The following is a 17,345-nucleotide window of genomic DNA, read 5'->3' on the forward strand; positions in this document are numbered from 1 at the left end:
AAGTGTTCGCTTCGTCTTGGCGAGCAGAGCCCGTGGGCGAACAATCCGAAGCTTCGGTTCATGGCTGAAGCGCCATCTGTGGGGCGGGCGAGGTTGAAACTGGGCGCATCCTATGGCGCAAGGCGAATACCGCGCCGGCTGCCATCACGGAAATAAAGGCTGGCACCAGGAAGAACGAGCCGTTCAAAACCCCAGTCCCGATGAGTAGACCGCCGAGCACGGGGCCGACAAAGGCGCCGATTTTGCTGATGCCGCTGGACCAACCTATGCCGGTGGCGCGAAGCCACGTGTCGTAAAAGGCTGCGGTGAGGGCGACCGCGCACATTTGGGCTCCGATGCTGAGAAAGCCCGTGGCGAAAGTGGCCGCGAGAAGCAGTGCGACCGATTGGTCACCCAAGCCGATCGCCGCGATCGCGATCGAACCAATCGCAAAGGCCGTCGATATGACTTTCACCGCGCCTCGCCGGTCAGCCAGTCGGCCAATCACCAGGCAGCCTAGTATCGCACCGATATTGAGGGTGACGACACTCATGACCGCGTGTCGGATGTCCAATCCAGCGCGCACGCTCATCAGCGGGAGCCAGCTGATCAGGAAATAGGTCAGCAACATGCTCAGGAACAGCGTGGCCCACAGCAGCAATGTGCCGACGCCACGTCCTTCTTGAAAGAGGCTGGCCACGGATGCTTTTGGCGGGTGCGCCGTGACCTCTCCTCCGGTCTTGGGGGCCAGCTTGAGACGGCTACGTATCCGCGCGAGCAGCTGATGCTTCTGTTTCAGTTCAAGAAAGGCCATGGATTCCGGCAGCAGAAGCGCAAGGATGGGGAGGAGCAAGAGAGGGATGACGCCGCCGGCGACGAATATGCTTTGCCAGCCCAGGACAGGCATGGCGGCGGCAGTTGCCATTCCTCCCAATACCGCACCGAGAGGAAAGCCGCAGAACATCCCGGCAATCACGGTTTGCCGCATTCTGGCCGGCGTATATTCGGCGGTAATGGCGATAATGCTGGGCAATGCGCCGCCGAGACCAAGCCCCGTGATGAAGCGGATCGCAACGAGCAATCCGAAAGATCGGCAGAATGGGGTGACCAGGGACGCACCAGCAAACAGCAAGACCGCGAACAGCAAGGTTGGCTTGCGTCCAAATCTGTCGGCAAGGCCGCCGAAGAGCATCGAGCCGATCAAACTACCGAGTAGGCCCGCGCCGAATATGGGGCCGAAATGGGCCATGTCGATCTGCAAGTCGTGCGCCATCTGTGGCGCGACAAGGGATATGGCCTGGGTGTCGAATCCGTCGATCATCGCAACGACGCTGCAAAGCGCAATGATGGTTATTTGATATCGCCCAAGGTTGCTCTGATCGATCGTCGTCCGCTGATGGAGAACCTCCGTCATGATTTCGACCCTCCCGATGAAATGTCCGTCCCCTCACGAAAATTTAACAGGAGACTTAGTGAATTTTTTCAAATCTCGTCAAGCGGAAAGTAGATAAATAGCAAATTTCGAAGGTTTTGCCTTGCACGCCCGGGCAGCTTAGATATATTTACCAGGTGAATTTACGAGAGGGGCCAGCGGTCCTTTGGGCGCGCGTCGGGACCTCACCGCTTGGGAGGCAGGCATGAAAATAGTTCACTACAGCGAAGACAATTGGACCATGGACCATCCGACGGGCCTGGTTGCGTTCCAGCATTTGGCGAAAGGCGATCCGCGCTCCAACGACAACTTCATGTTCATTCTCGGCCGGCAACAGGGAGAGTTCCTGATGCCGAGGCACCGGCACAATTTCGATCAGATCCGGCTCGGGGTCACCGGCGACATGAACCTGGGCGACAACTTTACGCTTCGCGAAGGCGAGATCGGCTATTTCGGCGAAGGGATGCCGTATGGGCCACAACATGATGTGGGACACAGGCTGCAACTCGTGCTGCAGTTTGGCGGCGCCTCCGGCTATGGGTTCATGAGCATCGAACAGCGTCGCGAGGCCTGGAAGGAGCTTGAAAAGACAGGGCGCTTCGAGGGGCCGAATTATCGCCACGCGGATGGCCGGCTCGAATGGGGATTGAATGCCATCTGGCGGCAGATTTTCGGCGTGGAGCTGCGCTACCCCAAACCGCGCTATCGCAAGCCCGTTATCGTTACGCCCAAAAGCTTCAACTGGTTGCCCGTTTCCGGCCAATCAGGTGTTGAGCGCAAGTATCTCGGGGCATTTTCCGAGCGCGGTGTCTGGGTGGAACAGATACGCATTCACAAGAATTCCACATGGACGCTCTCGTCGCCCGTGCGGCAACTTCTCACCGTTCTGAACGGTACAGGCGCAGCGGCTGGCAAGAAGCTCAGCAAGATGAGCGTAATTCAACTGGAACCGCAGGAAACCATCGAGATTACTGCCGAAGAGGAAATGACGTTCTTCGTCATTGGTTTGCCGCCAGTTGTGACGCCCGTCGAAGAGTCGCGGGAATATGACCTTGAGGAAATGCCGGCTCAAGAAGTCGCCTGACGGGGAATGCCTTGGGCCTCGTGTTCGAGCAAGCTCTGGCGTTTCGGCGGAATAGAAGATGCAGGCGGATCGCTTTTCTAATGAAGCGCGTCCGCTTCAGTTTTTGCGCAGAAAGCCGAGGCAGGCGCGCAGGCGTTTCGCCATCGGCCAGGCCCACTCGCTCTGCTTGATGAGGCGCTTGGCGCGGCGGCGGGTCTTTTCCATCAGCACGAAAGCCTGGCCGGCGCCGCTTTGGCCAATCAGCGTGTCGAACAAGGGTTCGGCCTCGTTGCACCAAGCGCTTTTGTAGCGGCCCTCGCCGATGCCAAGATCGAAGCGCGTTAGGCCGTCGTAGCATTTGGCTTCGATCAGCCGTTGCAGCAGCAGATCGCCGGGGCTTGAACGCGCAATCATCGGATCCATGTCGAAGGAATTGACCATGCCGTGGAAGCGGCCGCGATGCACGCCACCGCCGTAGATGGCGACGATCATCGTGTCGAGATAGAGGGCGTGCAGTTCGACCGCTGGCGCCTCATCGCCTTGCGGCAGGCAGGAGCGGCGGAAGTACGCGACCGCAACGCTGTTGTGCATGTCGGAGGCGATGTTCATCTGCGCGAAGCGGGCGCGCTTCTGCGCGAGATAGGTGCCGATGACCTTCTCGATTTCCTCGGCGGTCGTGGCCTTGCGATAGGTGACCTGGCCCAGCTCCTCGAGCTTGCGCAGTTTCCAACGCTGTTTCTTGCGTGCGTCCGACGAGAGCCGTTCCTTGGCGAACGAGTCGAAATCATGATGAAGCGCGGTCGAGTAGCAGAAGCTAGGGCTGTCTTGTCGGGCCAGGGCGGCGAAGGGATTGGGCCGGCCTTCCCAGGTGAGCGGCTGATTGGCCAGCACATAGGCGTCAGGCCGCAGCGGGCTGGCCTGCGCCACCTGCATCAGGATGGCGGTCAGGATATGGCGCGGCGGTTCGCTGCCAGGCCGGTAGAGGCCGAGGTTGGCGTTGGAATCGCGGCCGCCCAGGAATTGCACCAGCCTCAGGCCGCCGACCTTCTGAATGCCGAAGGGCAGCAGCATGAGCGGCGAACCGCTAGCGTCGCGGGTGAGGATCAGCAACGGGCGGATGCCGGCGGCGGGACAGACGGTCTCGATCCACGGCAGCAGCCAGCGCCGCGTCTGATAAACGGACGCGGGCGCGATCGCCTCCAGTTCGGCCCAGGCGTCGAGGACGTCAGCCGGATCGTCGTAAATCTCGATGCGGGGAAGGATGCTCACGCTGTCGATGCTCTTGTGTGGCTGCGCGACGGGCCGTCGCGACGATTTGTTCGTAACTGCCGTCTATGATGGACTGTGAAAATAGACCGCAATTGTCAATGCGGGCTTATTGCTGGTGTAGAATTCGGGTTCGGGATCTGTCATGCGCGCGAGCGTCAAGGAAAAGGCCATCGCCGCCGGTTTCGCGGTGTTTCGGGCCACCGGACTGCATCGGGCGGCGCGTTTTGCCCGTGGATCGGGCGTGATCTTAATGTTCCATCACGTGCGGCCGTGGGCGGGGCAGAGCTTCGCGCCGAACCGGCTTTTGGAGATCACGCCGGAATTTCTGAATACGGTGATCGAAACCTTGCGCGGCGAAGGGTTTGACATCGTCAGCCTGGATCAGGCTGTTGAACGGCTGGGGCGGGCCCAGGAGCGGCCGTTCGCCGTGCTGACCTTCGACGATGGCTATAAGGACAACCTTGAGCATGCGTTACCGATCCTGCGCCGCCATCAGGCGCCATTCACCCTCTATGTGACCACCGGCTTCGCCGAGCGCACAGCGCGGTTGTGGTGGGTGGAGCTGGAAGAGGCGATCCGCGCGCTGGACCGGATCGAGGTGGAGATCGATGGCACGCGGCTGACGCTGGAGTGTCGGAGCGATGCGGAAAAAGCTGCTGCCTTCCGCGCGCTCTATTGGCCGCTGCGCTCGGGCTCGGAGCAAGACCTGCTTGATCGGATCGCGGGGCTGGCCGAGCGCGCCGGCATCGCTCCTGCCGCCATTGTCGAGCGCCTGTGCCTCGACTGGGACGGCTTGCGCCAGATGGCCGCCGATCCGCTGTGTACGATCGGCGTTCACACGCTGACCCATCCGATGCTGGCCAAGCACGATGACGCCTTGGTGCGGCGTGAACTGGCCGACAGCCGCGCCATTATCGAACGCGAGATCGGCCGCCCGGCGCGCCACCTGGCTTATCCGGTGGGCGATCCGACTTCGGCAGGGCCGCGCGAATTCGCGCTTGCGGCGGAGCTGGGTTTTGCCAGCGCGGTGACGACAAGGCCTGGCATGCTGTTTCCAGACCACGCCGCTCATCTGACGGCGCTGCCGCGCCTGTCGGTGAACGGCAATTGGCAGGACCGGACGTTTCTTGAAGTGCTGCTTTCTGGCGCGCCCTTCGCGCTGTGGAATCGAGGCAGGCGCGTCAACGCGGCTTGAACTGGTCTTTGCGCTGCACTGCGGTTACGCTCGCGCAGTGATGGATTCTGGATCATCGGACATGGAACAGGTGCAGACGGTTGAACGGCCCTGGCGGCACGTCGCTGTTATCATCGGTGTTTTGATGATTTACGCACTGGGCAGCAAGATTCCGTTGCCGGGACTGGACGTCGATAAGCTTATAGCTGTCGGGGCTGGAGGCAACGCGCTCCGCTTCTCCATCATGGCGCTGGGCCTGACGCCAGTTTTGACGGTGCTCATCGTCTTCGAGGTCGCTAAGCTGCTCTTTCCGAAGTTGGACCAACGGCAGGCGGCCGCACCCAGCAAGACGGATCGTATCCTACGGACGCTCGCCTTGGTTCTTGCCACTGTGCAGGGGGGCAGCGTCCTTATCGCCATGCAACGCGCGGGATTGTTCGAGGCGGACGAAGGCGGCCTCGTGCTGGCCGGTGTCGCAGCCTTGGTCGGTGGGACGCTCCTGCTGATTTGGCTTGCCGATCGCATTGTGCTGCCCGGTCTGGGCAACGGCTTCTGGTTGCTTTGGATCGCGCCGCTTCTTGCAGGCCTCGCGCCGCAGGTGGCAACCGCGATCATGGTGATGCGGAATGGGGCCATGGGCACACCGCAGATTTTGATGGGCATCGCTTACGTGCTGATCGCGAGCGCCGCTGTGGTTGTGGCCAATGTCGTCATGACGAGGGGACGTGGCGAGCAAGAGAAAAGGCAATCGGTCCAGGCGTTAATTTGGCCGCCGCTCCTCGCAAATGTCGCGGCGGGGTACATTGCGACATTGTTCTATCTGGGTTTCTCCCTGTCGACGTGGGGGCTCGTTGTCGCGCGATGGATTTTGCTCGTGCCGTTGATCGTGTTGTTTGTCTTTGCCTATGCACGAAAGCCCGTTGCAGGCAGAGCGGCGGATCAGTTGACGCGTGAGCCGGTGATGGCACCTGCGGCTGTGTGGCTGCTGCTGTGTCTGTTGCAATTAGCCCTATGCGTTGGCGGCGAATTGCTGACCGACCTTCTTGGTCTGCCATGGCAACTCAATGGCGGGCTGCTCATCATCACCGTAACGGTGATGACGTCGCTGCTTCGGCTGGTGTCGTCGCCTCGGGTGAGCGCTACAGCGAGCGCTTAAAGTAATGGGCTATCTCGCCGATGATGGGGAACGCAGGGGCGACTAAATACTATGAGCTTATTGTTTCTTTGACTATTTCTTTTGCTCGCCGATAACAATACTCAATCAATTCATCGGGATCTGTTCCCGTCTTCTCGACGGCATGTCCACTGAGATCGTGTCCTGCTGCATGAAAAACGTTTGCCGATATCTCGTCGACAACGAATGACCATCCTGGAGCATCTGGGAACGTAAGCTGCTTCATCGGAGTGTCTCTCAGGGGCCTACCAGCTACAGCGAACGCTTAAAGTAATTCGCGATCTCGCCGACGATGCCGCGGCGGAAGGTCAGCACGCAGATCACGAAGATCACGCCCTGGATTACGACCACCCATTGGCCGAACTGGGCGAGATATTGCTGCATGGTGATGATGATGAAGGCGCCGACCACGGGGCCGAACACCGTGCCGAGGCCGCCGAGCAGGGTCATCAGCACCACTTCGCCGGACATCGACCAGTGCACGTCGGTGAGCGAAGCCGTTTGCGCGACGAGCACTTTGAGGCCGCCGGCGAGGCCGGAGAGGGCGCCTGAGAGAATATAGGCCATGAGTTTGTATTGCTCGGCCCGGTAGCCCAACGAAATAGCCCGTTGTTCGTTCTCGCGGATCGACTTCAGCACTTCGCCGAAAGGCGAATTGATGATGCGGAAGATCAGCAGGAAAGCGAGCAGGAAGACGATCAACACAAAATAATAGAGTGTCAGCGACTGGGACAGGTCGATAAAGCCGAGCAGCTTGCCCTGCGGGATGCCTTGAATACCGTCCTCGCCATGGGTGAACGGCGTCTGGATATAGATGAAATAGAGCAGCTGCGAGAGTGCCAGCGTGATCATCGCGAAATAGATGCCCTGCCGGCGGATCGCCACGAGGCCGGTGAGGACCGCCAGCGCGCCGGAGGCGAGCACGCCGAGGACGATGCCCGCTAAGGGATCAAAGCCCCAGACCTTGAGCGCATGCGCGGTGACATAGCCTGCCGTGCCTAAGAACATGGCGTGGCCGAACGACAACAGGCCGCCATAGCCGATGAGCAGATTGAAGGCGCAGGCAAACAGCGCGAAACACAGCGCCTGCATGACGAAATAGGGATAGATGCCGGTGAAGGGGACAATCGCCAGCACCGCCGCCATGATGATGAAGGCGATGTTCTCGTCACGCGGGCGATGGGCGGGGGCGGTCTTTTCTGCGATCGATGTCATGTCAGTTGGTCCGTCCCGTGAGTCCCGTCGGCTTGATCAGCAGCACCAGCACCATCAGTACGAAGACCACGGTGTTGGAGGCTTCGGGATAGAAATATTTCGTCAGTCCCTCCATGACGCCGAGGGCGAAGCCGGTGATGATCGATCCCATGATCGAGCCCATGCCGCCGATGACGACGACGGCGAAGACGACGATGATCAGATCGGCGCCCATCAGGGGGCGTACCTGATTGATCGGCGCCGACAGCACGCCGGCGAGCGCGGCGAGGCCGACGCCCAGGCCATAGGTGAGTGTGATCATGCGCGGCACATTGATGCCGAAGGCCTGCACCAGGGTAGGGTTTTCGGTCGCCGCGCGCAGATAGGCGCCAAGCCGCGTGCGTTCGATCATGAACCAGGTGAGCAGGCAGACAAAGAGCGAGAAGATCACCACCCAGCCGCGATAGATCGGCAGGAACATGAAGCCGAGATTGATGCCGCCTTGCAACTGCGGAGGAATGGCATAGGGCAGGCCGGCGGCGCCGAAATAATTCTGGAACAGGCCCTGGATGATCATCGCCAGACCGAAGGTCAGCAACAGGCCGTAGAGCTGATCGAGCCCGGCGAGCCGTTGCAGCATGGTGCGTTCCAGCACGATACCGAAAAATCCGACCACGATGGGCGCGAGCAGGAGCGACCACCAATAGCCGAGGCCGCCATATTCGAGCAGGAAATAGGCAACGAAGGCGCCCATCATATAGAGCGCGCCATGGGCGAAATTGATGATGTTGAGCATGCCGAAGATGACGGCGAGCCCAAGGCTCAGAAGCGCGTAGAATGACCCGTTGATCAGACCGATCAGCAACTGGGCGTAAAGGGCTTGGGACATCTGTCTCTCTTGAGTGCCGGTTCAAACGCCGAGATAGGTATGCAGCTTCGTGAGATTGGCTTGCAGCTCGGCGTTGTCGAAGCCGTCGATCACTTTGCCGTGCTCGACGACATAGAAGCGATCGGCCACCGTCGAGGCCCAGCGGAAATTCTGTTCGACCAGTAGAATGGTGAAGCCTTCTGATTTCAGGCGAGCGATGGTGGCGCCGATCTGCTGGATGATGACCGGTGCCAGGCCTTCCGTCGGCTCGTCGAGCATTAGGAAGCGCGCGCCGGTGCGCAGGATGCGGGCGATGGCCAGCATTTGTTGCTCGCCGCCAGAGAGTTTCGTGCCCTGGCTGTTCAGCCGTTCCTTCAGATTGGGGAAGAGTTCGAAAATCTGCTCCAGCGACAGACCGCCGGGCCGTACCATGGGCGGCAGCATCAGGTTTTCGCGCACGTCGAGACTGGCGAAAATGCCGCGTTCTTCCGGACAGATGGCGATGCCCTGGCGGGCGATCTTGTCGGAGGAGGTGCGCACGATCTCCTGGCCGTGGAAGCGTACCGAGCCCGTGCGCTTGCGGATGATGCCCATCACCGATTTCAAGGTCGTGGTCTTGCCGGCGCCGTTGCGGCCGAGGAGCGTCACGACCTCGCCTTCGCGCACGTCGAAATCAACGCCGTGCAGCACATGGGATTCGCCATACCAGGCTTCGAGACCGCGCACGGAGAGCACCGTGTCGGATGCGCTTGCCGTGTTCCGAGCGGAAAAGGCTGTCTCAGACATGACCCGCTCCCAGATAGGCTTCCTTGACCCGCTCATCCTTGGTGAGATCGGCGTAATTGCCTTCCGCCAGCACGCGGCCGCGCGCCAGAACGGTGATCTTGTCGGAGAGGTTGGCCACGACGCTGAGATTATGTTCGACCATGACGATGGTATATTTCGCCGAGATGCGTTTGATCAGCGTGGCGATCTTGTCGATGTCTTCGTGGCCCATGCCGGCCATCGGTTCGTCGAGCAACATCATTTCGGGATCGAGCGCCAAAGTGGTGGCGATCTCCAAAGCGCGCTTGCGGCCATAGGACATTTCCACGGCCTGGGTGTGGGCGAAGGCGCTTAGGCCAACATCGTCGAGAAGTTCCAGCGCGCGATCGTTGAAACGATCGAGAACGGTCTTGGAGCGCCAGAAGTCGAAAGAGCTGCCGTGCTGGCGCTGCAACGCCACCCGCACATTCTCCAGCGCGCTCATGTGAGGAAACACGGCTGATATCTGGAAGGAGCGAACGAGGCCGAGGCGCGCCACATCGGCGGGTTTCAGCGCCGTGATGTCTTTTCCATTGTAGAGGATTTGGCCACGGGTCGGCGTCAGAAATTTGGTGAGGAGGTTGAAGCAGGTGGTCTTGCCGGCGCCGTTGGGGCCGATCAGCGCGTGAACGCTGCCGCGCTTGATGCGCAGGTTCACGTCATTGACTGCGACGAAGCCGGCGAATTCCTTGGTCAGTCCCTGCGTCTCAAGAATATACTCTTGTGCCAATCAGATCTCTCCCAACAGTCCTCTGGAGCGCAGCGAAAGGTCTCAGTGCGATGTCATCAAACCGTGCCTAGGCAGGCTGGATGCCCTTTGCTGCGCATGCCGCTCTCCCAATGCTTCCCTTCATGGGTCCCTCGGCGGCAATGTTCTTGAAAGCGAATTCGATCTGGTTTCTGACGGCGCGGGCCGTGCAAACATGAACTTGCTTCATATTTGGGCGCCCCGGCGATGGCTCCTGTCGCTGAATGCCGGCAGTGTGGAGGACCAAATCGGCAAGTGCAAGATATCTCTATGGTTCCGCCTGTTGCGGGATTCCCCGAGCCGGAGCTACCGCGCGGTCTGTCATGCTCTTTACGTCTGGGTCCTTTTGCGGGAGGCTTACTTGTGGACGATTGGGGCGGGAAATTTAGCTTGCCACCCATGTTTCGTATGACGGCCATTCGGGCCTGCGAATTGGCAATAAGTCTGATTGCACCTGACAGGGCTTTTCTATCGGATTGGCTTTTCTATCGGATCAGCGGTTCAATCGCCCGACCCTGATCGGTGGCTGAGACCAGACCCATCGATCGCGGCGCGTCTTGGGGCGTTTCTTGGAGGGATTTATGACAGCAAAACTTTTGTCCGCGGTCGCTGCCTGCAGCCTGTTGCTCGGCGGTTCCGCCTGGGCGCAAGGCGTCAAGATCGGCATCCTCAACGATCAATCGGGTGTTTATGCCGATTACGGTGGCAAATGGTCGGTGGAAGCCGCCCGCATGGCCATCGAGGACTTTGGCGGCTCGGTTCTTGGGCAGAAGATCGAACTGGTCACCGCCGACCATCAAAACAAGCCGGATCTTGCCGTCAGCATCGCCCGCAAATGGTATGATGTCGATGGCGTCGACATGATCACCGAACTGACCACGTCGTCGGTGGCGCTTGCCGTGCAGGAACTGACCAAACAGGCCAAGAAGATTGATATCGTCATCGGCGCGGCAAGCTCACGCATCAGCGGCGATGCCTGCTCGCCCTATGGTTTCCATTGGGCCTTCGACACGCGCGCGCTGGCCGTGGGCACCGGCGGCGCCTTGACCGAGCAGGGCGGCAACACCTGGTTCTTCCTTACCGCCGACTATGCCTTCGGCTATTCGCTGGAAGAAGACACGACGGCGATCGTCAAGGCCAAGGGCGGCAAGGTGCTGGGCTCGGTGCGCCATCCGCTGAATTCATCCGACTTCTCCTCCTTCCTGTTGCAGGCGCAAAGCTCGAAGGCGAAAGTCATCGGTCTGGCCAATGCTGGTCTTGATACGATCAACTCGGTCAAGCAGGCGTCCGAATTCGGCATTGTCGCCGGCGGCCAGAAGCTCGCCGGCCTGCTGATGACGCTTGCCGAGGTCAACGGTCTGGGCCTGCAGGCGGCGCAGGGGCTGGTGCTGACGGAATCCTATTATTGGGATCGCGACGATCGCTCGCGCGCCTTCGCCGACCGCTTCTTCAAGCGCACCGGCCGCATGCCGAGCATGATCCAGGGCGGCACCTATTCGGCGACCTTGCAATATCTCAAGGCGATCAAGGCGGCCAACAGCAAGGACAGCGACATCGTGGCCAAGAAGCTGCGCGAAATGCCGGTCGAGGACGATGTCTTCAACGGCGGCAAGGTGCTGGCCAATGGCCGCATGGTGCACGACGTCTATCTGTTCGAGGTCAAGAAGCCGTCCGAGTCGAAGAAGCCGTGGGACTATTACAAGCTGCTCGCCACGGTGCCGGGCGACCAAGCCTATCCGACCGCGGCCGAAAGCGGTTGCCCGCTGACGAAATAAGGTCTGCGATAAACGAGAAACGCGAAAGCCCGGTTCCTGGAACCGGGCTTTTGTTATGCGGCGGTTTTTTCCTCTAAGCGTGTCTCGTCCCAGGCCACCTTATAATCGTAGACCCAGGCGAAGCTCGGAGCGAAACGCAGGAACAACGGCATCAGCAAGCTCTGGATGAAGGTCATCACCGGGCCGTGCCGTTTGCTGTTGCCGCTGAGGCGGCCAAAGGCGATCACCTTTTCGGTGCGCTCGCGCCGAGCCTTAACGAAGGCTTCAAAGGCAATTTCCGGCGCGGCCGGCGCGTCGCGCAGTTCTCGCGCCATGATGATGGCGTCTTCCAAAGCCATCGAAACGCCCTGGCCGGAATGCGGGCTCACCGCATGGGCGGCGTCGCCAATCAGGGCGACGCGGCCGGCCCACCAGAGCGGCAGCGAGGGCATGTCATAAATGTCGAGCGGCGGGATCGCCCGCGTTGTTGCAGCTAGCATGGCGCGGATCTCTGGCGACCAGCCCTTGCCTGCGTGCAAAAGCGCCTGCATGCCGGCTTCGCCCATGAGCGCCGCGCGACTGTCGGTGTCGAGTGGCGTTTCGCGGGCGAGCGCATACCACCAGAAGGCGCCGTCGGTTGCGCCGCGATCGCCGCAGGCATAGCCGATGAAGGCGCCGGTGCCATAGCATAGGTGCATCACGTTTTCGTCGCGCGGTTCTATCGCCGGCACCTGGCTGCGTGGCAGGAAGCCGCCGGCGCCGGTCAGGCCGGTGAAGGCGGGTTCGGGCGCATCGGGCAGGAGGCAGCGCCGCACTCGCGAGCGGATGCCATCAGCGCCGATCAGCAGATCGCCGTCCGCCTGCGTGCCGTCCTCGAAACGCACGCTCACGTGCGTGCCATCATCGTCGATGGTGGCGAGGCGCTTGCCGTAGTGAATGGCAATGCCGCGTTCGGCGGCAGCCGCCAGCAGCATCGCTTGAAAGGTCGAGCGCGCCAGGGCGATGGCCGGGCGACCGGCGCCGCTGGTGCGGCCATAGGACATGCTGCCGAGGAAGCGGCCTTTGGGGGTGTGAAACGCCATGCTGGTGATCGGCGTGCCGGCATCGGCGACCCGATCGGCAAGCCCGATCTGGGCAAGCACATTCATGCCGTTGGGCGCAATGCAGATGGCGCCGCCGATATTGGCCAGCTCGCCATGCGCTTCGTAAATGGTCGCTCGGATGCCGGCCTTGGCGAGGAACAGGGCAAGCGCCGGGCCGGCGATGCCGCCGCCGACAATCAGGACATGGCGTGGCGACGCGGGTGGTGGAAAGGCGTTAGGCATGTCGAGCATAGCGGGCTCCCAAGAAAGCCGCCGGAGAAACCACTGGCCCCGGCGGTGCGGGCGAGGTATGATGAATATCTTATAATTAGATAATCAAACTATCAGAATGTCAAGCAAACAACGCCAAGACCCACAACGGCAAGAACTGATGCAGGCGCTCGGAACGGCCATGGAGCTGTTTCAGGACGCGACCGATGCCTTTGACGACACGGCTGCGGTCGCCCTCGGCCTCAACCGGACCGACCTCAAATGCGTAAGCATCATCGTTCGCCACGGCCCGGTCGCGGCCGGTGACATTGCGCGGTATACCGGCCTGACGCGCGGCGCCATGACCACGGCGCTCGACCGCATCGAGCGCGCCGGCTATGCCCGCCGCCGCCCCGATCCCAACGACCGGCGCGGCGTGCTGATGGAGTTGACGGAGAAGGGGCGGGAGGCGCTCGACGCGATCTGGGGCGTCTATATCCGCGAGGCCGACACGTTCTTTGCCGGCTATACGACAGCGGAACTGGAGACGATCCGGCGCTTTCTCGTGCACGCTCGCGAGGTGCAGGACGCTAATCGCACGCGGGTTAGTGGGCTGCGGTTGGGGGCGTCGTAATCAGCTTTTGCTGTCGCCCCCGCCTTCCATCCATTTGATGAAAGGGAACATCGGGATGATCCAGCCGATGCCGAGGAAGGCGTAGCCGAAGCCGCGCAGCACCGCATTGGCCTCTTGGAAGATGCGCGCCTGCGCCAGCGCCATGACGAGCAGCGCGTAGACGACCACGAAGGCCAGAACCACCGCCGCACCGATCAGTTTCCGCGTCCGCCGTTTCATGATCCAATATCGTCCAATTTGGGGGCCAGTTCAGGTGCGACGTGACGTCCGTGGACGCCCAAGCGCCGAGGGCTTATCTCTCCCTGCGCTTTAAAGCAAAATGCTTTTCCATCGAAATGCCTTTTGCTCTCTTGTATGTCTTTGTTTTGACGCGTTTTTGTGGCGTTTGACTTTAGTCCCGTCGCAAAGCGGTCTCCACGCGGAATTCACTCATGACCTCTCAGACGGTCGCTTCGCCCGTCCACCCCGCCGCCGACGTGTCGAGCGGCACCACCGCCATGCGGATCTGGCTGTGGGGCGTGGCTTTGCTGGTGTTCGCCATGGTGATCGTCGGCGGCGCGACGCGGCTGACCGAATCCGGCCTGTCGATCACCGAATGGAAGCCGGTGCTGGGGGCGATCCCGCCGCTGTCGGAGGCGGCGTGGCTGGCAGAGTTTGAGAGATATAAGCAGATTCCACAGTATTCTCAGATGTTTCCCTCGATGGCTCTGAGCGATTTCAAGTTCATCTACTATTGGGAATGGTCGCATCGGCTGCTTGGCCGCCTGATCGGCATCGCCTTCGCCCTGCCGCTCGCCTGGTTCTGGCTACGCGGCCAGGTGAAGGGCAAATTGCGCTGGCAGCTGCCGGCGGTGCTGGCGCTCGGCGGCCTGCAAGGGGCGGTCGGCTGGTGGATGGTGGCTTCCGGTTTGGCCGGGCGCACCGAGGTCGCTCCCGAGCGGCTGATGATTCATTTGATCCTCGCCTCGATCACCCTCGTCGCCCTGGTCGCCATCGCGGTGGGGCTGACGGATCGGCGTGATCGCGATGCGACAGCGTGGACGCGGCGTGCCGCCTTCATTCTGCTCATCGCCGTATTGTTGCAGATCGCGCTTGGTGCCTTGGTAGCGGGCTCGCGCGCCGGGCTCTCCTACAACAGCTGGCCGCTGATGGATGGCTCCTTCGTACCGAACTTCATGTTCCGCACCGATCTCGAACCGACCTGGCGCAATTTCTTCGAGAACGTCACCATCGTGCAGTTCCAGCACCGCATGTGGGCCTATGCACTGCTCGCCATCGCGCTCTGGCATGCGTTCGCGCTGCGCGGCTCGCTCGCCGCTGGTCGTGCCTGGCTGCTACTGGCCATGGTCATCGTCCAGGCCGGTCTCGGCATCGCCACTCTGCTGCTGGTGTTTCCGGAAGGGCGTATTCCCATCGGCTGGGCGCTGGCGCATCAGGGCTTTGCCATGTGCGTGCTGATCGTCGCCACCGTGCATTGGCGGCGGTTGGCGGCGGCGAAATCCTGAATCGTTCAAGTCGTTTGGCGGTTTTGCTTTAGAGTTTGATTCAGGGGCGCTCGACCTTGGTGTCATGCCCGACACGCCGTAGGCGTGAGCGGGCCAAAGGTGTTTGCAGGCGCTTTGCCACTTGCTCTGGTTCCCCGCTCGCCTGCTGCGCAGGCGTCGGGGATGACAGGCAGAACACGTTGCCGAAGCCCACGTGTTTATCAGCTACCTTGACACATTGCGGCACGCGGCGAATGATCAAACGATAAGATCACCGGGTAGGACTGCCGCGTCCGGCAACGGCGCGCAAAGGGTACATGCAAGTTTTCTCAACCGTCGATGTCGCCGCCGCCGCGAAGCTGGATGCCTGGAACAAGCTCTGTTCCAGCCTCTACAATCCGCTCGACATCGAGCCGATGGATCGCGAGGCCTTCGCCGGGCGCATGGAGATCTTGTACGACGATCTCTTTCGCGTCACGCGCTTCACCTCCGCGCCGGTGCATATGAATCGCACGCGCGCGCGGACGCGCCATGCCACAGGCACGTCTCTCACGGTTTTTCTGCGCTTGACCGGCGAAGCGCAATTCATGCTCAGCGATCGCGACGTGACGACACGGCCGGGCGACTTCATGTTGCTGGATGCCCATACGCCGTTTGGCTGCCGGGCCGAGCAGGGAACCTCGGCGCTGGCTATCGGTCTGCCGGATCATCTGCTGTCGGCGCACCTGCCCAACGTCGGGCGCGTCGTTGGCCGCGTGATGGATGGCGGGGCGGATCTGAATGCCTGCATCGCCGCCACCATGCGCACGATCGCCAGCCAGGCCGCTGCAGGGCGGGCGCCGTCGCTCAATCTGGCGCGTGGTCTGCTCGAACTGATTTCAGCGTCCTGTGCCGAGGTCGAGGCGCAGGCCGAGCCGGTTTCGCCCTCAGTGCAGCGCTGGCGCCGGCGGATCGCTGCCTATGTTGGCACCCATCTGCGCGATCCCGAGTTGACACCAGCGCGGATCGCCACGGCGTTGAACATCTCGCAGCGTTACCTGCGCCTGTTACAGAGCGAAGATGGCGAGACGATCGCGCAGCAGATCCTGCGCCTGCGGCTTGAGGAAGGCGCGCGCTGCCTGCTCAACCCGGGCTGGAACGCTATTTCCATCACCGAACTGGCGCATCACTGGGGTTTTGAGGATTCCGGTTATTTCGCCCGTCGCTTCAAGGAGCGTTTCGGCGTGACCCCCAGCGCCTATCGGGCGGGAGCGATCGCCCGCTGCTGATTGCCGCTTTGTCCGGGTCGGTCTGCCGCTCTGTCAGCGCGGCATCCGTTGTTTTCGTTCAGTCTGCTTCCTGCCGCTATCGGTGATTTCGATGGCGCATGTTCCAAAGAGGCAGGACCGGGATGAAATTCGGAGTCTTCGACCACGTCGATTGCAGCGATGTCGATCTGGCGACCCATCTGGAAAATCGCCTGCGGCTGACTGAGGTCTACGACCGCTGCGGCATGTATGGCTATCATGTCGCCGAACATCACGGCACGCCGCTCGGCTATGCGCCGTCACCCTCCGTGCTGCTCTCCGCCGTGGCGCAGCGCACCAGCCGCCTGCGCATCGGGCCGCTGGTCTATCTGCTGCCGCTCTATCATCCGCTGCGTTTGATCGAAGAAGTCGCCATGCTCGATCATATGTCGCATGGACGCTTGATGCTCGGCGTCGGGCGTGGCGCCTCGTCGATCGAGATGGGGTTTTACGAAGTGCCGGCCGAGGAACAGCAGGGCCGCTATGAGGAAACGCTGGAGATCTTGCTCCAGGGCTTTCAATCCGACACGCTGACCTACAAGGGCAAGTACCATTCCTTCGCCAACGTGCCGATGACCATGAAGCCGTATCAAAAACCCTATCCGGAGCTTTGGTATGGCGGCCGCAGCCTGGAGAGCGCCGCTTGGGCGGCGCGACGGGGGATAAACATCGTGACGCTGGCGCTCGACGCGGAGGTGCGCGCCATGACGGACCTGTATCGCCGCGAATGGGCTGCCGCTGGCGGCAAGCCGGAAGATGTGCCGCTGATGGGCGTCAGCCGGCACATCGTCGTCGCCCCGACGGATGAGGAGGCCAAGGCCATCGCGCGTCCGGCTTACGAGCATTGGCGGGCCAGCTTCATCAAGCTGTGGATCGATAATGGCTGGAAGACGCCGATGCTGAATCTCTATCCCGAGACCTGGGACGAGCTGGAAGCGGTGAAGAATGGCTGCGCCGGTTCGCCGGAAACCGTGCGCCGCTTTGCCCATGAGGAAGCCGAGCAGGGCGGCTTCAACTATCTGATCTCCTGGTTCGCCTTCGGCAGCATGGGCCTGGCGCAGGCGACCCGGTCAGTGGAACTGTTCAGCCAGCATGTCATGCCGAGCTTTGATGGCCGGTGAAGTCTTGGGACGTGCGGGGTGACGACCTTTTCCGTCATTGCGAACGGAGTGAAGCAATCCAGGAGCCTA

The 17,345-nt window shown here is 61.4% G+C and carries 16 protein-coding genes; 8 read left to right on the forward strand and 8 right to left on the reverse strand.

The features are described from left to right. Positions 1–58: 58 nt before the first annotated feature. Positions 59–1,393: an MFS transporter gene (locus BLW50_RS05080; RefSeq protein WP_090698395.1), complete on the reverse strand. Its 1,335-nt coding sequence runs from the start codon at positions 1,391–1,393 to the stop codon at positions 59–61. A 259-nt stretch (positions 1,394–1,652) separates the two neighbouring features. On the opposite strand from BLW50_RS05080, the gene BLW50_RS05085 reads away from it, so the two are divergent. Then, positions 1,653–2,495 carry a hypothetical protein gene (locus BLW50_RS05085; protein ID WP_090698396.1) on the forward strand — a complete coding sequence of 281 codons (843 nt, stop codon included), beginning with the start codon at positions 1,653–1,655 and terminating at the stop codon, positions 2,493–2,495. A gap of 96 nt (positions 2,496–2,591) precedes the next feature. On the opposite strand, the gene BLW50_RS05090 is transcribed toward BLW50_RS05085, so the two are convergent. Further along, complete coding sequence (locus tag BLW50_RS05090; RefSeq protein ID WP_090698397.1) at positions 2,592–3,743, reverse strand: GNAT family N-acetyltransferase; 1,152 nt, start codon at positions 3,741–3,743, stop codon at positions 2,592–2,594. 142 nt (positions 3,744–3,885) lie between these two features. Between BLW50_RS05090 and BLW50_RS05095 the strand changes: the two genes are divergently transcribed. Both BLW50_RS05095 and BLW50_RS05100 read left to right on the forward strand, forming a co-directional pair. Beyond that, a complete protein-coding gene (locus BLW50_RS05095) occupies positions 3,886–4,938 on the forward strand; it encodes a polysaccharide deacetylase family protein (RefSeq protein WP_090698398.1) in 1,053 nt (350 codons plus the stop codon). 61 nt (positions 4,939–4,999) lie between these two features. After that, entirely contained in the window at positions 5,000–6,073 is a 1,074-nt protein-coding gene (locus BLW50_RS05100; RefSeq protein ID WP_170849994.1) for a hypothetical protein, read from the forward strand. A gap of 270 nt (positions 6,074–6,343) precedes the next feature. Here the strand turns inward: BLW50_RS05100 and BLW50_RS05105 are convergent, their stop codons facing one another. Genes BLW50_RS05105 through BLW50_RS05120 form a run of 4 tightly spaced genes read right to left on the reverse strand, consistent with a single transcriptional unit; the run spans position 6,344 to position 9,687 of the window. Further along, the gene (locus tag BLW50_RS05105) at positions 6,344–7,306 is read right to left on the reverse strand and encodes a branched-chain amino acid ABC transporter permease (protein WP_090698401.1); all 963 of its coding nucleotides are present in this window, start codon (positions 7,304–7,306) and stop codon (positions 6,344–6,346) included. A gap of 1 nt (position 7,307) precedes the next feature. Next, entirely contained in the window at positions 7,308–8,174 is an 867-nt protein-coding gene (locus BLW50_RS05110; RefSeq protein ID WP_090698402.1) for a branched-chain amino acid ABC transporter permease, read from the reverse strand. Between the two features lie 21 nt (positions 8,175–8,195). After that, positions 8,196–8,939, reverse strand: a complete 744-nt coding sequence (locus BLW50_RS05115) for an ABC transporter ATP-binding protein (protein WP_090698404.1) — start codon at positions 8,937–8,939, stop codon at positions 8,196–8,198. Continuing rightward, complete coding sequence (locus BLW50_RS05120) at positions 8,932–9,687, reverse strand: ABC transporter ATP-binding protein (protein ID WP_090698407.1); 756 nt, start codon at positions 9,685–9,687, stop codon at positions 8,932–8,934. Before BLW50_RS05120 ends, BLW50_RS05115 begins: the two co-directional genes overlap by 8 nt. Before the next feature lie 599 nt (positions 9,688–10,286). Between BLW50_RS05120 and BLW50_RS05125 the strand changes: the two genes are divergently transcribed. After that, positions 10,287–11,480: an ABC transporter substrate-binding protein gene (locus BLW50_RS05125; RefSeq protein WP_090698409.1), complete on the forward strand. Its 1,194-nt coding sequence runs from the start codon at positions 10,287–10,289 to the stop codon at positions 11,478–11,480. A gap of 53 nt (positions 11,481–11,533) precedes the next feature. Here BLW50_RS05125 and BLW50_RS05130 read toward each other — a convergent pair whose 3' ends face one another. Next, entirely contained in the window at positions 11,534–12,793 is a 1,260-nt protein-coding gene (locus BLW50_RS05130; protein WP_090698411.1) for an FAD-dependent oxidoreductase, read from the reverse strand. Between the two features lie 160 nt (positions 12,794–12,953). Here BLW50_RS05130 and BLW50_RS05135 point away from each other — a divergent pair, with 160 nt between their 5' ends. After that, positions 12,954–13,385, forward strand: coding sequence for a MarR family winged helix-turn-helix transcriptional regulator (locus BLW50_RS05135; RefSeq protein WP_210186037.1), 432 nt, complete (start codon positions 12,954–12,956; stop codon positions 13,383–13,385). On the opposite strand, the gene BLW50_RS05140 is transcribed toward BLW50_RS05135, so the two are convergent. Further along, the gene (locus BLW50_RS05140) at positions 13,386–13,604 is read right to left on the reverse strand and encodes a DUF2842 domain-containing protein (RefSeq protein WP_090698417.1); all 219 of its coding nucleotides are present in this window, start codon (positions 13,602–13,604) and stop codon (positions 13,386–13,388) included. Between the two features lie 212 nt (positions 13,605–13,816). Here BLW50_RS05140 and BLW50_RS05145 point away from each other — a divergent pair, with 212 nt between their 5' ends. From BLW50_RS05145 to BLW50_RS05155, 3 genes are all read left to right on the forward strand, one after another. Continuing rightward, entirely contained in the window at positions 13,817–14,890 is a 1,074-nt protein-coding gene (locus tag BLW50_RS05145) for a COX15/CtaA family protein (protein ID WP_090698420.1), read from the forward strand. 296 nt (positions 14,891–15,186) lie between these two features. Then, positions 15,187–16,137, forward strand: coding sequence for a helix-turn-helix domain-containing protein (locus BLW50_RS05150; protein ID WP_090698423.1), 951 nt, complete (start codon positions 15,187–15,189; stop codon positions 16,135–16,137). 122 nt (positions 16,138–16,259) lie between these two features. Beyond that, positions 16,260–17,276: an LLM class flavin-dependent oxidoreductase gene (locus tag BLW50_RS05155; RefSeq protein ID WP_170849995.1), complete on the forward strand. Its 1,017-nt coding sequence runs from the start codon at positions 16,260–16,262 to the stop codon at positions 17,274–17,276. Positions 17,277–17,345: the final 69 nt, after the last annotated feature.

This window comes from Beijerinckia sp. 28-YEA-48 (assembly GCF_900104955.1).
GTDB lineage: Bacteria > Pseudomonadota > Alphaproteobacteria > Rhizobiales > Beijerinckiaceae > Terripilifer.